This window comes from Cytobacillus oceanisediminis (assembly GCF_003182355.1).
Lineage (GTDB): Bacteria > Bacillota > Bacilli > Bacillales > Cytobacillaceae > Cytobacillus > Cytobacillus oceanisediminis_A.
In genome coordinates this window covers 131247-146126 of record NZ_QGTW01000013.1, presented here as the reverse complement: position 1 = coordinate 146126, position 14880 = coordinate 131247, and the positions used below count along the sequence as shown (strand labels likewise).

The 14880-nt window shown below is 42.3% G+C and carries 14 protein-coding genes; 10 read left to right on the top strand and 4 right to left on the bottom strand.

The features are described from left to right. Positions 1-27 precede the first annotated feature (27 nt). Complete coding sequence (locus DFO73_RS21475; RefSeq protein ID WP_110066738.1) at positions 28-2121, bottom strand: DNA topoisomerase III; 2094 nt, start codon at positions 2119-2121, stop codon at positions 28-30. Positions 2122-2382: 261 nt separating this feature from the next. On the opposite strand from DFO73_RS21475, the gene DFO73_RS21470 reads away from it, so the two are divergent. Both DFO73_RS21470 and hutH read left to right on the top strand, forming a co-directional pair. Continuing rightward, complete coding sequence (locus DFO73_RS21470) at positions 2383-3234, top strand: STAS domain-containing protein (protein ID WP_110066737.1); 852 nt, start codon at positions 2383-2385, stop codon at positions 3232-3234. A 358-nt stretch (positions 3235-3592) separates the two neighbouring features. Then, a complete protein-coding gene (hutH, locus tag DFO73_RS21465; protein WP_181396088.1) occupies positions 3593-5086 on the top strand; it encodes a histidine ammonia-lyase in 1494 nt (497 codons plus the stop codon). Between the two features lie 35 nt (positions 5087-5121). Here hutH and DFO73_RS21460 read toward each other — a convergent pair whose 3' ends face one another. Then, on the bottom strand, positions 5122-5310 hold the full coding sequence (locus DFO73_RS21460; RefSeq protein WP_110066735.1) for a hypothetical protein: 189 nt from the start codon (positions 5308-5310) through the stop codon (positions 5122-5124). Between the two features lie 162 nt (positions 5311-5472). Here DFO73_RS21460 and DFO73_RS21450 point away from each other — a divergent pair, with 162 nt between their 5' ends. From DFO73_RS21450 to motB, 6 genes are all read left to right on the top strand, one after another. Beyond that, positions 5473-6081: a peroxiredoxin gene (locus DFO73_RS21450; RefSeq protein ID WP_258309680.1), complete on the top strand. Its 609-nt coding sequence runs from the start codon at positions 5473-5475 to the stop codon at positions 6079-6081. A gap of 124 nt (positions 6082-6205) precedes the next feature. Next, positions 6206-6580: a J-domain-containing protein gene (locus DFO73_RS21445; RefSeq protein ID WP_110066733.1), complete on the top strand. Its 375-nt coding sequence runs from the start codon at positions 6206-6208 to the stop codon at positions 6578-6580. A 57-nt stretch (positions 6581-6637) separates the two neighbouring features. Further along, on the top strand, positions 6638-7099 hold the full coding sequence (locus DFO73_RS21440; protein WP_110066732.1) for an STAS domain-containing protein: 462 nt from the start codon (positions 6638-6640) through the stop codon (positions 7097-7099). A 149-nt stretch (positions 7100-7248) separates the two neighbouring features. Then, positions 7249-7935 (top strand): hypothetical protein, encoded by a 687-nt coding sequence (locus DFO73_RS29465; RefSeq protein ID WP_258309679.1) that lies wholly within the window; start codon positions 7249-7251, stop codon positions 7933-7935. A 155-nt stretch (positions 7936-8090) separates the two neighbouring features. Beyond that, the gene (motA, locus tag DFO73_RS21430; RefSeq protein ID WP_110066731.1) at positions 8091-8885 is read left to right on the top strand and encodes a flagellar motor stator protein MotA; all 795 of its coding nucleotides are present in this window, start codon (positions 8091-8093) and stop codon (positions 8883-8885) included. Continuing rightward, complete coding sequence (gene motB, locus DFO73_RS21425) at positions 8878-9675, top strand: flagellar motor protein MotB (protein ID WP_110066730.1); 798 nt, start codon at positions 8878-8880, stop codon at positions 9673-9675. Before motA ends, motB begins: the two co-directional genes overlap by 8 nt. 506 nt (positions 9676-10181) lie before the next feature. On the opposite strand, the gene DFO73_RS21420 is transcribed toward motB, so the two are convergent. Together DFO73_RS21420 and DFO73_RS21415 are read right to left on the bottom strand one after the other, a co-directional pair. Beyond that, a complete protein-coding gene (locus DFO73_RS21420) occupies positions 10182-11378 on the bottom strand; it encodes an MFS transporter (protein WP_110066729.1) in 1197 nt (398 codons plus the stop codon). A 44-nt stretch (positions 11379-11422) separates the two neighbouring features. Beyond that, complete coding sequence (locus DFO73_RS21415; RefSeq protein WP_110066728.1) at positions 11423-11860, bottom strand: MarR family winged helix-turn-helix transcriptional regulator; 438 nt, start codon at positions 11858-11860, stop codon at positions 11423-11425. 212 nt (positions 11861-12072) lie between these two features. On the opposite strand from DFO73_RS21415, the gene DFO73_RS21410 reads away from it, so the two are divergent. Both DFO73_RS21410 and DFO73_RS21405 read left to right on the top strand, forming a co-directional pair. Continuing rightward, complete coding sequence (locus tag DFO73_RS21410; RefSeq protein WP_110066727.1) at positions 12073-13458, top strand: alanine/glycine:cation symporter family protein; 1386 nt, start codon at positions 12073-12075, stop codon at positions 13456-13458. Positions 13459-13770: 312 nt separating this feature from the next. Continuing rightward, positions 13771-14868: a carbohydrate kinase gene (locus tag DFO73_RS21405; protein ID WP_110066726.1), complete on the top strand. Its 1098-nt coding sequence runs from the start codon at positions 13771-13773 to the stop codon at positions 14866-14868. The last annotated feature ends 12 nt before the right edge of the window (positions 14869-14880 follow it).

Sequence of the window (14880 nt, the reverse complement as noted above, 5' to 3'; positions counted from 1 at the left end):
ACCCCCGGCATTGCCGGGGGCCAAGCTTTAATCCTTATCTTCCATCGCAGCCTTAAGCAGATCGCCAAGGCTTGTTCCAAAAGAGTCTTCCTTTTGGGTATATTTTTGGACAAGTTTACGCTCTTCGCGTTTATTGACTGCTTTTTTCTTGTCCTGGGCTTTTTCAACGACGTTGCATGGGCGGCATTGGAAGTATGCGCCTGCTTTGCCCTGGTGGATTTCCATTTTTTTGCGGCATTGAGGGCAGCGGCGGTTCGAAAGCTTCGGATCCTTCCGCTTGCGGAAACTGCACTCCAGATTAGAACAGACCAGTATTTTCCCATCCTTTGTGTTCCTCTCTTTCAGGAAGGAATCACACTCGGGACATTTCGAGCCTGTCAGATTATGGGCACGATAAGACTTATCGCTCTTTTTAATCTCGGATACCAATGTCCTTGTCTGCTTGCGGATATTCTGCAGGAATTCTTTTGGGTCTGCTTTTCCTCGTGCAATTTTTTCTAAATCCTGTTCCCATTTGGCAGTCAGTTCAGGCGACTTTAAATCATCATTCACAAGGTCCATGAGCTGCTTGCCCTTTTTGGTTGGATGAAGGCGGCCATTTTGCCGTTCCACTGCTTCTGTCTCTAGCAAGCGTTCAATAATTTCTGCTCTTGTGGCCGGTGTTCCAAGGCTGTATTTTTCCATTTGGGTCAAAATATCCGCTTCAGAATAACGGAGCGGCGGTTCGGTCAGCTTGGCAGCTGCCTCTGTTGATTGAACCGTAAAGGATTGCCCTTTTGAGATGTTTTTAAGGCTTTGCTTTCCTATTTCTTCATCGGTATTCCGCTCAACTTTGCGATAACCCAAATCAATAACAGCCGTTTCTCTGGCTGTAAAGGTTTCGCCATTTACGTCAATAACGGCATGGATGCTTTCATACTTATATGGGTTATGGAATAGTGCCAGGAATCTGCGCAAGATTAATTCATACAACTTGCGCTCATCCGTGGACAAATCACCAAGATGAACACGTTCCTCCGTTGGGATAATGGCATGGTGGTCAGTGACCTTTTCATTGTTAAAGACCCGCTTCGCAAGTACATTCCCCTGATTTGCCAGAATCGGCCGCACTTCGTCCTTATAGGAAGCGGCAATGCCATGGAGGCGGTCAATCATGGTAGCTTCCATATCCTTTGTCAGATAGCGGGAATCTGTTCTCGGATATGTGACAAGCTTATGCTGTTCATAAAGCTTCTGCAGCACATTTGATGTTTTCTTGGCCGAAAAGCCAAAACGTTTATTGGCATCACGCTGCAGCTCGGTCAAATCATAAGGAAGCGGCTGCGGCTCCGTTTTTTCCTTCCGGTTTATGGATTGGATAATGGCTTTTTGCTCTTTTGTTTTAGAGGCAATTTTATCAGCTATTTCTTTTGAAAAAACTCGTTTTTCACCGTTCTTTTCCCAATCAGCCTGAAGAGGCCCTACCTGGGCACGAATAGTCCAATACTCTTTAGGAACAAATTTTTGAATGGCTTTTTCCCTTTCCATAATAAGCGCCAGAGTCGGTGTCTGCACCCTTCCCGCGGAAAGAGGATCCTTATATTTGGTGGTCAGTGCTCTTGTTACATTTAAGCCAATGAGCCAATCGGCTTCCGCCCGGCAGACTGCGGATTCATATAGATCGTCAAATTGTTTCCCAGGCTTTAGATTTTTAAATCCATCCCGGATAGCACGGTCTGTAACAGAGGAAATCCATAATCGTTTGATTGGTTTGCGCCATCGGACTTTGTCCAGTATCCAGCGTGCGACAAGCTCACCTTCGCGGCCGGCATCCGTAGCAATAATGACCTCATTGATATTCGTACGCTTTGCCAGGCTTTCAATGGCTTTATACTGGTGGCTTGTCTGTTTCATCACCTTCAGCTCCATTTGATCAGGGATAATAGGCAGGTCCTCCAGTTTCCATGTTTTATATTTGCTGTCATAGTGTTCGGGCATCTTTAATTCGATTAGATGTCCCAGAGCCCAAGTAACGACATATTTGTCGCCTTCTATATAGCTTTTATGTGATTGCCGGCAGCCCAGCACCCTTGCAATTTCACGTGCAACACTGGGCTTTTCTGCAAGAACTAGTGATTTCATCGTAACTCCTTTCGATTACGGCAAGACCGCAATCCTTTTTCTATCCTTACTCAGTATAGCGGAAAAGCATTAAAATTTGTAATGGAGGGGGTTATCTTTCCTGAACAAGATATGTAATCCTCAAGGAAAAAAGATATAAATGTTCAGCTGGTTTGGAAAGATAAGTTATGTGGCATAAGGTGTATTGCTTTCAATTTAAAACCCATTCATTTTACAATGAAATTACCAATATCTTTACAAATAGAAAGACAAGGTGAAATTATGGATTTAAAATACAGAAGACTATTTGATTTTATTCAAGCAAATTCAAAAAACATTACTGACAAGTGGCTTTCAATGAGAGAAAAACAGGGTGATTCCATTTACTCAGCCGATGCAGACCCGGCTTATGAGAAATTGCTGCGCGAACAAAACGCTTTTACTAACTATACCGTTTCCACTGCTCTGCTGGAGGACGAGAAACAATTCGCCGAAAACATGGAGAGGTGGGCCAGCACAGTAGCGGAAAGCAGAATCGAATCGGATACGCCTATTTATGAAGTCCTTGAAGCTTTAAGCAATGTAAGAGAAACATTTTGGCATTTTGTTGAGAAGTTTATAAAGGAAAATCAGGATGAAATTTCAACAGACGATATCTTGAAGTGGAGTTCCATTATAAATACAGCATTCGATAAGTTAATTAATAAGTTTACGGAGAAGTACTATAACCTTACAAATAGAAGGCTTATTGCACAGCAAAATTTGATTAACGAACTTGGATCTCCAGTTATTCCTGTTGAAGATTCAACCGCTGTTTTGCCGCTGATCGGCAATATTGATACGGAGCGTGCACAATTGCTTCTGGAGCAAATCCCGCAAAAATGTGCAAAGGAAAACATAGAACACCTTTTTATCGATTTATCGGGTGTTGCCATTATTGATACAATGGTTGCCCATCAAATATTTTCACTGACAACAGGGTTAAAGCTGCTGGGGGTAAAATCAACCATTTCCGGCATTCGCCCTGAAGTTGCCCAGACTTCCATCCAGTTGGGCTTAGACTTTACAGGCATAGATACTTACAGTACATTAAAGCATGCTTTGAGAAGGCAAAGGATAGAAAACAAAGAATAATAATGGGGAGAGAAGAGCTGGCATGTGTGCAGCTCTTTTTATTGTGAAAGAAGAGTTAAAACGCTTTACTGTATTACCATTCTAACAATCTAACTTGTTAAAAACTGGTAAAATTTAATTGACAAACATTCATTAGGACAATTAAAATTAATTATATTCAGAAAATATAAAGACATTGGACTGATGATCATGAAACACCCAAAAAATTTCGCTGCGAATAATCCGTTTAAAAGGCTGTATTTCAAACCTGTGTTTGAAATACAGCCTTTTCTTTATTTCGCTAATGTACCGAGGAGGAAATGAAATGGAAAATCTAACAGGATCTTTGATGACTTTAACGCATAGGAGGGAAAATAAAATGGTTATTCTAAACGGAAATCTGCTTACTTTGAAAGAAGTCAATCGAGTTTTATTTGAAGGAGAAAAAGTAGCAGCATCTGAGGAGAGTATGGAGAGTGTTAAAAACAGCCATGCAGCAGTGAAAAAAATTGTCAGCGAGGAAAAAGTCATTTACGGCATTAATACTGGCTTTGGAAAGTTTAGCGATGTACTCATTGATCAGGGGGATGTACAGGATCTTCAATTAAACCTGATCCGCTCGCATGCATGTGGTGTAGGAGAGCCATTTTCTGAATCTGTATCAAGAGCCATGCTGCTTTTAAGAGCCAATGCATTATTAAAAGGTTTTTCCGGAGTTCGCCCAGCAGTAATCGAGACGCTTCTAGAACTGGTTAATAAAAATATTCATCCGGTCATTCCCCAGCAGGGCTCGCTTGGTGCAAGCGGCGATTTGGCGCCTCTTTCCCATTTAGCGCTGGTCTTAGTAGGAGAGGGAGAGGTATTTTACAATGGTGAAAGGAAGCCGGCATTGGAAGTTCTTGAGCAGGAAGGCATTGCACCTCTAACATTGGAAGCAAAGGAAGGCCTTGCGCTTATCAATGGTACACAGGCGATGACTGCGATGGGTGTCGTAGCATATCTTGAAGCAGAAAGGATGGCTTATCAAAGTGAATTGATTGCAGCTGTGACCATGGAGGGCTTAAATGGAATTATTGATGCCTTTGATGAAAATGTCCACCAGGCAAGAGGCTATCAGCAGCAGGTGGATACAGCAAGGAGGATGCGTGAATACCTGTCAGGAAGCAGTTTGATTACCAGGCAGGGAGAAATCCGGGTTCAGGATGCTTATTCGGTCCGGTGCATTCCGCAGGTGCACGGTGCTTCCTGGCAGGCACTTGATTATGTAAAAGAAAAGCTTGAGATTGAAATGAACGCAGCTACTGATAATCCGCTCATTTTTGATAATGGAGAAAGCGTCATTTCCGGCGGGAATTTTCATGGCCAGCCGATTGCACTCGCAATGGATTTTATGAAAATTGCTGTCGCGGAACTTGCCAACATTTCAGAGCGCAGAATTGAAAGGCTTGTCAATCCGCAGCTAAGTGATTTACCGCCATTTTTAAGCCCGGAACCAGGCCTGCAATCAGGTGCGATGATTCTCCAATATGTGGCGGCTTCCCTTGTATCGGAAAATAAGACGCTTGCACATCCGGCAAGTGTCGATTCGATTCCTTCCTCCGGGAATCAGGAAGACCATGTCAGCATGGGAACGATTGGGTCAAGGCATGCATATCAGATTATCCAAAATGTTAATAAAGTCCTTGCCATTGAATTAATTTGCGCACTGCAGGCAGCAGAATACCGCGGATCAGAAAAAATGGCTGATAAGACAAAGAAATTCTATGAAGAAGCCAGAAAAATTGTCCCTTCCATTACAAAGGATCGCATTTTCTCTAAGGATATTGAAGCATGTGCTTCCTGGCTGAAAAAAGTTGATATTGAAACAATATAAAAACAAAGGGTCTGAAATTTTTCAGACCCTAATTCCTATTCCTTGGCTCTATCTTCAAGCTCTTTTGCTTCATCTTCTTCAAAGCGGTTTTTAAATGATTCTTGTGTAACAATTAATTCCTCGTCTTCTTGAGCTTCGGTTGTATGCTGTTCTACCATTGTATGTTCAGGAAAGTTCCCTGGATGAAGCTTTCTTTTATGGTTGAAATGTACTCCACGTGACATGGTAATGCTCCTTTCATCTTTAAGGTTACGGGTCTTTCACTATTTTCCCCCCTGAGTTTAAAGACTATGTATGGCAGCTTATTTTCATTTTTTCGCGTTCATTTTCCTTTTTGAAAGCATAAGTATATATGGTGGATATTGAAGTATGAAGGGAGCAAAGGAATGGTGAATGAATTTAACGCAGCCGTGGCTGCAAGCCCAGCGTTTTTTTGCGCAAGCCGTGGAGATCGTGCTCCGATTTTCACTGCTGATGCCATTATTGATAATCAAATAAAAAAAATCAATTTAGAGAATTATAAGGGCAAGTGGGTACTGCTGTTCTTTTATCCAAGCGACTTTACTTTTGTCTGACCGACAGAATTGGCGGCGGTCGCCGCTATTAATCCTTACTTAAAAGCACTTAACTGTGAAGTAATGTCCATTAGTACGGACAGTGTATATTCGCACAAAGTATTTAAGGAGACCTCTCCCTCTTTAAAAAATGTAAATTTTCCGATGGTAAGCGACAGGACACATACTATCAGCAGAGCATACCGGGTTCTGGATGAAAAGTCTGGGGCAGCCGTAAGAGCATCGGTTTTTATTGATCCAAATGGGATCATCTCTGCAAAATTAATTTATCCAGGGGAAGTTGGCCGGAATCTTCATGAACATGTCAGAATTATGCAGGGGATTCAATATGCCCAGCAGACAGGGCAGGGAGTACCTGCAAATTGGAAGCCAGGCGAGCCTGGAATCACCCGGGATCCGAATCTAATAGGGAAAATATAGCAGGAGGAGGTAGAAGCTTTCTCTTGTTTTTTCGTGCGCATTCCTAAAATATAATTACTTTAATAAGCAGCGCTGAAAATATATAATAAGAAGTAACAAATTATGTAAAGGGGGAAATAAAAGGATGGACTTCTTTACCATTATTTCTGAAGATCGGATTAAAAGAGCTTACAAGGATGGCGAGTTTGACAACTTGCCGGGCTATGGAAAGCCGCTTCCTTTTGATGATCTTGCGTCAGTGCCGGAAAACCTGAGAATGGCTTACCGCATTCTGAAAAATGCTGGCTATACCGAGGAAGAAACCCAAATTAAACAGGAAATGCTCACAATTGAAGACCTAATCAAAAAATGCGAGGATAGTGAAGAAAAGAAGGAATTGAAGCAGAAGCTCAATGAAAAAATGCTTCGTTTTAATAGCATGATGTCGAAAAGAAGACAAAATACCAATTCATCAATTTTTAAAAACTACGAAGAAAAAATAAACAATAAATTATTCTAATGCTGGCCATTTTACAGTTCCCCTGATGGCATACAATGAAGCATTTAAGGAGAAAACATGAATAAAGATGAATATATAAAGTCTCTTGAAAAAAGGATAGAGGAATACGAAGCGACTATCGCAGAAATGACTGCACCAATCATTCCATCGATTGTTCCCCAAACTATTTTGGTGCCGATTACAGGCCTCCTCTTTGCAGAAAGGTTTGAAAAGATTACCGTTAAAATTTTGAACCATATCAAAAATCATGATATAGAATTTGCCATCATCGATTTTACCGATATTACGGTCGAGCGAATTGAGCAGATGTGCCTTGTTGAATTGGGCCAGCAAATCCGAAATCTAACTGAATCAATTCGCCTAATGGGGGTAAAGCCTTATTTTGTCGGCATGACGCCACAGTTAATAAAAGAGATTGTCTTATCAGGCATTGAGCTTAATACTGAAACACATGCCACGTTCCAGGCCGCATTAATGCACTTAATGAAGATAAATAATCTAGTATTTCAAAAAATATAGTCCAGGAAACTTCTCTCCTTAAAAGGAAAGGAGTTTTTTTGTTTTTTATACAAAAGACATGCACATTTTCTGATAGCCTGGGGTTTTGTCCATGCGGAAACCTTCGAAGAAACATATTCTATAGTATCCAGGGGGAAGGAGGTATTCAAATGTCAAACAATTGGAGAAGAAGATTTGAGATCAATGCAGATGAAGTAGAAATTAGGGCAGACAAGGTTATTGTTAGAGCAGAAGATGACCGCGGAAAACACCGCTGTGACGATGTAGGAGGAGTTGAAGATGGCCGCGGAAAACACCGCTGTGATGTAGCGGGAGCAGAAGATGACCGCAGAAAACACCGCCGTGACGATGTAGCGGGAGCAGAAGATAACCGCAGAAAACACCGCCGTGATGATATAGCAGGAGCAGAAGATGACCGCAGAAAACACCGCCGTGATGATGTAGCGGGAGCAGAAGATGACCGCAGAAAACACCGCCGTGATGATGTAGCGGGAGTTGAAGATGACCGCAGAAAACACCGCCGTGACGATGTAGCGGGAGCAGAAGATAACCGCAGAAAACACCGTCGTGATGATGTAGCGGGAGTTGAAGATGACCGCAGAAAACATCGCCGTGATGATGTAGCGGGAGAAGATGACCGCAGAAAACATCGCCGTGATGATGTAGCGGGAGCAGAAGATGACCGCAGAAGACATCGCCGTCATGATGGTGCCGGTCACTTATGGTATAACAGAGATTTAGCCGGAACAGGAAGAGGCTGCAGAGGTGACAGAGTGCGCGGTGCAGAAGACGATGACAGAAGACGAAGAAGGCATTGCGGCTGCCGCTGGATCTAACGGTATGCAGATACAGGACAGGTTTTTGAACCTTGTCCTGTTTTAATTGAAAATAACGCATAAGAAAATTTTCCTAAAGAACCGTAGAAAGTATCCGAAATTAATAGTAGATAGGATTGCAGTTTTCTTAGACTACATAGATAGGTGTGGCATGCATGGATAAGACAACAATAATAGGAATAATTTTAGGATTAATAGCGGTTGGAGTAGGGATGATTTACAAAGGGGTAAGCCCCGCAGTTCTCCTTAATCCTGCAGCTATCCTGATTATTATTTTGGGAACGGCAGCAGCAGTTTCCATTGCTTTTCCAACGAGTGAAGTAAAAAGGGTACCAAAGCTATTTAGGGTCTTATTTAAGGAAGAAAAGCTCATGAATCCCACTGAGATGATTAAAATGTTTTCAGATTGGGCTCAGCTGGCAAGAAAAGAAGGTCTGCTTGCCCTTGAAGTTAAAACCAATGAAATCGAAGACACTTTTTTAAGAAACGGGTTATCACTAGCGGTTGACGGCCAAAGCGCTGATTACATCCGTGATGTGTTGAGCGAAGAAATCGATGCCATGGAAGAAAGGCATCAATCAGGAGCTTTGATTTTCAGCCAGGCAGGCACATATGCTCCTTCTCTCGGAGTGTTGGGGGCGGTTATTGGATTGATCGCAGCATTGGGAAATATGAATGATACAACCAGCTTGGGCCATGCCATCAGTGCGGCCTTTGTTGCAACTTTGCTGGGGATCTTCACGGGATATGTGCTTTGGCATCCGTTTGCCAATAAGCTAAAGAGAAAATCGAAGCAGGAAGCAAAGCTGAAGAGCATGATGATTGAAGGAATCCTGTCCATTTTGGAAGGGGAAGCACCGCGGGTAATTGAACAAAAACTGGCTTCCTATCTTCCTTCAGGGGAACGCAGAAAATTCCTTGAAGAAAGCAGTGTGGCGAAGGATGAGTAGGCGAAAAAAGAAGCAGCATCACGAAGAGCATGTGGATGAATCCTGGCTTCTGCCATATGCTGATCTATTAACCCTGCTGCTGGCTCTTTTTATTGTCCTGTTTGCCATGAGTTCTGTTGATGCACAAAAGTTTCAGAAGTTATCGAAAGCATTCAATGACGTTTTTACTGGTGGAACAGGTGTCATGGAATTTCCAAGCCCGGTGCCCGAAGGCCAGATGCAATCAACAGATGCTGTTTTAGAGAATCCAGGCAAGGACTTTGAGGGAATGGCTGCGCTTGATAAGCTGGAAAAAGAGCAGCTTAAGCAGGCGGCAGACCAGGAAGAACTAGCCGCTCTTCAGCAAAAAGTAAATGCATTTATAGAGAATAAGAATTTGGCAGACAAGCTGGAGACTTCTTTAACCACAGAGGGGCTGCTTGTTTCAATCAGAGATAATGTCCTTTTTAGCTCAGGAAGTGCAGAGGTTCGGACCGGAGATTCAAAAATAGCGAATGAAATAGCAGAGCTCCTCGTCATGGACCCGCCCCGGAATATCATTATTAGCGGGCATACAGACAATGTTCCAATCCGTAATTCCCGCTTTGAATCAAACTGGGAACTAAGTGTAATGCGGGCGGTTAATTTTATGAAAATTATCCTTCATCACGATAAACTTGATCCACGCTGGTTCAGTGCAAAGGGATTTGGTGAATTCCAGCCGGTTGCCGACAATGAATCAAAAGATGGCAGAGCCAAAAACAGACGGGTAGAAATTTTAATATTGCCAAGAACGGGAAATCAGCCTTAGAATTGCTGATTTCTTTTTTTAGGTGAAGGATGAATGCGGAATTATTGAAAAGTTGCTAATAAAATAGAAAAGCTGCTAATAAAAATCAAAAGTTGCTAATAAAATAGCTGAACTTGCAAATATACTAATTTTTTGTCTGGATATGCTGAAACTTTCATCTAAATTCAGCGGGCAGGACGATAAAAAACAAAAAAAGCGCAGAAATCCAGCAACTTTACAAATTAAGTTCCATTATTCATTTGCTTCTTGTTCAGATCCGTCCGGTTTGCACATGCGGTCAACCATTACACCAAATAAAAATACACATGCAATAGGAATAGAAAAGTTCAAAATGTGAACGATTGTCATTCATAAACCTCCTTGAAATGATATCTGCATTTTTATTTAATTACATTATATGTTGGTTTTTACAAAAAAGACAGAAAATATACACAATTCGGGGTTGACAAACGACAAAAGAAAAAGAGCCGCAATGGGCTCTTTTCCAGAATAAGCAGCTATACGAGTTATAACGGCAAATTAGCTTCAGAGTGCACTGTGTTTGGCTCTTTCTGTTTCCCATGGAGCATATAGTAGACGAACAGGCCAAACAGCGCAACTCCCGCAAGCATGAAATATAGGGTTGAAAATCCTGTTTGAACCGCAAGTATTCCTAAAATATAGGAGCCTAATCCAATCCCAGTATCAAATAGTGTGAAGAAGGTAGAAGTAGCAAGGCCTCTTTTCGATGGATCGGCTCGTTTTATCGCTACTGTTTGAAGGCTTGGAACGATGGTGCCGTAGCCTAATCCGATAATTGCGCCGGACAGCAGGAACAAAAAGGTGCTGTTTGCCTGGCTAAGCAAAAATAATCCGGCGGCAAACAGGATGATGCCCGGATAAATGACTTTATTTTCACCATAAGTATCAAACCAGCGGCCTGTGAAGGGGCGGGACATGATGATGAACGCCGCATATACTACAAAAAAGAAGCTTGCAGCTTCCAGCAGGCCAAGCTCTTTGGCATAAACAGAAATAAAGGAAAGAATTCCTGCGTAAGCAAATGCAAGGATTCCCGCTGCGACAGCGACAGGAACTGCGTTTTTCTCAAACAAGCTTGAGAGAGTAAATTTTGGATGCTTGGCAGAGCCTTCTGCTCTTTGTGGCATTTTTACAAAAACACCCAATAAAAGCGCTATGAATGATAAAACCGTACATAAAGCGAAAATCCATACAAAGTTTGCATATTGAACAATCGTCAAGCCTGCAAATGGGCCGATAACCATGGCCAGGTTCATAAACATTGCATAGTAGCCAAGACCTTCGCCTCTGCGTTCATTGGGAACTAAGTCCGCGACTATCGCTCCGGTTGCTGTTGTTGCCATACCAAAGCCGATTCCGTGCAGGAACCTCAATGCAAGCAAAGCTGGAGTTGAGTCAGCCCAAAAGTAAAGCAGGGAAGAGACTGCAAACACCAGTAATGAAGCAAGCAAGATTTTCCGGCGGCCAAGCTCGTCAATCCACTTTCCAGTAAATGGACGGCTGATCACTGCGGCAATCAGGAATACCGATATAATCAGGCCCACCTGTGTCTCGTCACCCCTTAAATCATCCAAAATATAAAGGGGAAGCGTTGTCAGCAAAATATAAAAACCCATAAATAAGAAAAAACTAGTAATAGAAATACTCAAAAAATCCTTCGTCCATAACGGCTGTTTCTTCATGTTGACCTCCTAACAATCGGTACCAGGTACCTATACCACATTCATCAACTGGTATAGGTGCCTGGTACCATGTTTTCTTTCATTTTCGCCATGAGTTTGATCATGATATTAATTTCTTCTACGGTAATGTTTTTTAGTACATGGCTTTCGCTTGTTCGGACGGCGTGGAGCCAATTGTCATATTCATGTATGGCTGTGTCGGTTAGCATGATTTTTTTTTCGCGTTTGTCCTTGCCTATTGTTCTTGTAATCCATCCGGCTTTCTCCAAACGGGCCAGTGTACGTGTCATAGTTGGCGCTTCAACGCCCAGATAGGAAGAAAGCTCTTTTTGCGTGCTGGGACCGCCTGTTTTAAGGCGATAGATGATGGTCCATTGAGCAGCATACAAACCAAGCGGCACCAAACTTTCATTAAGTACTTTCGAAAAATGGCGAGTAAATTGATTTATGGAGTGAAAAAGTTCGCTTTGATTAGAATCCATGAGATCATCCTTTTAAAATAGTTACCTAGCTAAATATACATGATTTCTAAGAATAAGTCTACCTTGCAAGTAGGAATTGGGCTGGAAGTTTGAGAAACCGTACTATCCTTATCAAAGGTTTATACTTTTTCTAGCTTAATGTTTAACTGGCAAAAAACAGGGAAATAAAACGTTAAGGACAGCTGTGTTAACATTACAAGGGGGATAATTTTTTGGACAAGTTATTAGAGATTGTTGCAAGTATTTCAGGATGGCTGTGGGGCTACCCAATCATCCTATTATTAGCGGGTACGGGTTTATATTTAACCTTTATGCTAGGCTTTTTCCAGTTTCGTTACCCGGTATATATTTTTAAGCAAACATTCGGAAGCATTTTTAAAAAGCCGAAAGGGAAAGGAACTGTTACACCTCTGCAGGCTTTAACCTCTGCACTTTCATCGACCATCGGTGCAGCAAATATAGTCGGTGTTCCGGCTGCCATTATGTTTGGCGGACCTGGTGCTGTATTCTGGATGTGGGTCATTGCTTTGATCGGTATGGCGATTAAATTCTCCGAAAGTGTACTGGCAGTAAAGTACCGCGAGAAAAATGAAGAAGGCGAATATGTCGGCGGGCCGATGTACTATATGACAAAAGGGCTTAACATGAAGTGGCTTGGAGTCATTTTTGCTTTTGCGCTCATGATTGAACTGATTCCCAGCATTATGGTACAGGGGAATGCAGTAGCCGCGGCTGTTGGCGAAACTTTCAGCATCAATGGGCTTTATACGGGAATTGCTGTTGCTGTTCTCGTTTCATTAGTCGTTTTTGGCGGTATAAAAAGGATCGGGAAGGTAACGGAGATTGTTGTTCCATTCATGGCTCTTATCTATGTAGGCAGTGCTCTGGCTATATTATTTATGAATCTTGGCAAATTTCCTGAAGTGTTGGAATTAATCTTCACTTATGCGTTTCAGCCAATGTCTGCAATAGGCGGATTTGCCGGTGCGGCAATTGGCGAAATCATTCGCTGGGGATTTGCACGAGGATTATATTCCAATGAGGCAGGACTTGGAACGGCGCCGATTGCCCATGCTGCTGCAACAACGGACCATCCGGTAAGGCAAGGTTTCTGGGCAATAGTCGGAATCGTTGTTGATACACTTATTGTGTGTACAGCTACAGCCTTTGTCGTGTTATCGTCAGGTGTTTGGACAAGAGAGGGTGCAATGGAAGACCCTTCAGCCTTGACTGCAGCTGCATTCACACAGTATTTCGGTTCCTTCGGTGGTGTACTGGTTGCCATTTCATTAATATTCTTTGTCATTTCGACTATCATTGTGGTTGTTTTTTATGGCTCAAAAATGGCCGAGTTCCTTTTTGGTTCTTTTGCGGGAAAAGCAATCAAGGTTGTTTACATCGGTGCCATTGTTCTCGGTTCAGTAGGAGCGGCGAAAACCATTTGGCAATTCCTTGACCTGGCTCTCGCTATGATTTTGATACCGAACATCGTAGCTGTCCTGCTCCTAAGCAAAGAAGTCAAACAGCTGAAAAACGAATTCTTTACATCAGAAGAATATTATTTAAAAGATATTAAAAAAGATGATAGTGCAGCGTAATTAATGGTCTTCCGTCTTATGGCGGGAGGCATTTTTTTATAGATTGAGCCGAACCGCCTCCCTAATTGTGAACTTAGCGAATAAATGCTGGAAACTAGCTATTAAATAATTAAATCTAGCGAATAAACAATAAAATTTAGCGAACAAATCACTTAATCCAGCAAACAAACAAGTTAACTAGCGAATAAATATACTAGAAATATGGGTAATAAACCCTTTATAGAAAATTATTTGAAAAAATAACACTTGTTTTACTTATGGACGAAAGTACATAATATAAACAAAAGTTTAATACGACAGGGCTGATTAATTATGAATGAAAAAGAGTCATTGATTTTGCAGCTGATTAAAGAGGCTCCATTTATCGCACAAAATGATTTAGCTGAAAAGACGGGGCTTTCCAGATCAGCTGTTGCTGGGTATATTTCTTCGCTTACAAAGCAGGGGAAAATTTTGGGCAGAGCCTACGTCCTTCCCGTAAAAAAAGAAGTGCTTTGTATTGGCGGCTCCAATATTGATAGGAAGATTCAGGTGACAGGCCAACTTCAGTATGGGACATCAAATCCGGCTGAGAGCTCTCAGTCCTGCGGCGGGGTAGCCCGCAACATAGCCGAAAACCTTGGGAGGCTGGGCTGTGATGTTGGCCTGATGACTGTTGTGGGTGACGACCCTGACGGAGAATGGCTGATCGAATATACAAAAGCTTTTGTTGATGTGACAGCCTCACAGTCCCTGGCAGGGCTAACCACTGGCACTTATACAGCAGTGCTCGATCTTGAAGGAGAAATGTCCGTTGCCCTAGCCGATATGTCTATTTATGAAAATGTTAACACTGAGTTTATTGAGAAGAAGTGGGGGTATCTTGCCTCATCCGAAATGGTTATACTTGACACTAACTTTCCTCCTCCTGTCCTAAAGCAGATTATTGCTAGATGTGATGAAGAGAGTATACCGCTCTGCATCACCCCTGTATCTGCACCGAAAATGAAAAATTTGCCGAAGGAACTGAATGGCGTGACCTGGCTGATTGCCAATAAAAATGAGGCGGAAGCTTTAACAGGAATGGAAATCAGCAGTGAAGGAGATTTTTTTAAAGCCGCAGAGAAAATAATGAAAAAAGGTGCACGAAAAGTAGTCATTAGCCGGGGGGATAAAGGGCTGGTTTACTTCACCAACGAAGGAGAAGCAGGTGTGCTGCTTCCTCCGAAGGTGAAAATTGCCGATGTGACAGGTGCTGGAGATTCACTTGTAGCCGGAATTATTTTTGCACATTTGAAGGGCTTGAACACAGAGGATGCTTGTAAAATTGGAACGGCCTGCTCGATGCTGGCGCTGCAATCACTAGAAACAGTTAATCCGAACCTAAATAATACACGCTTACAGGAAACATTCAAACAATATTTTAACTAAGGATAATGTGAC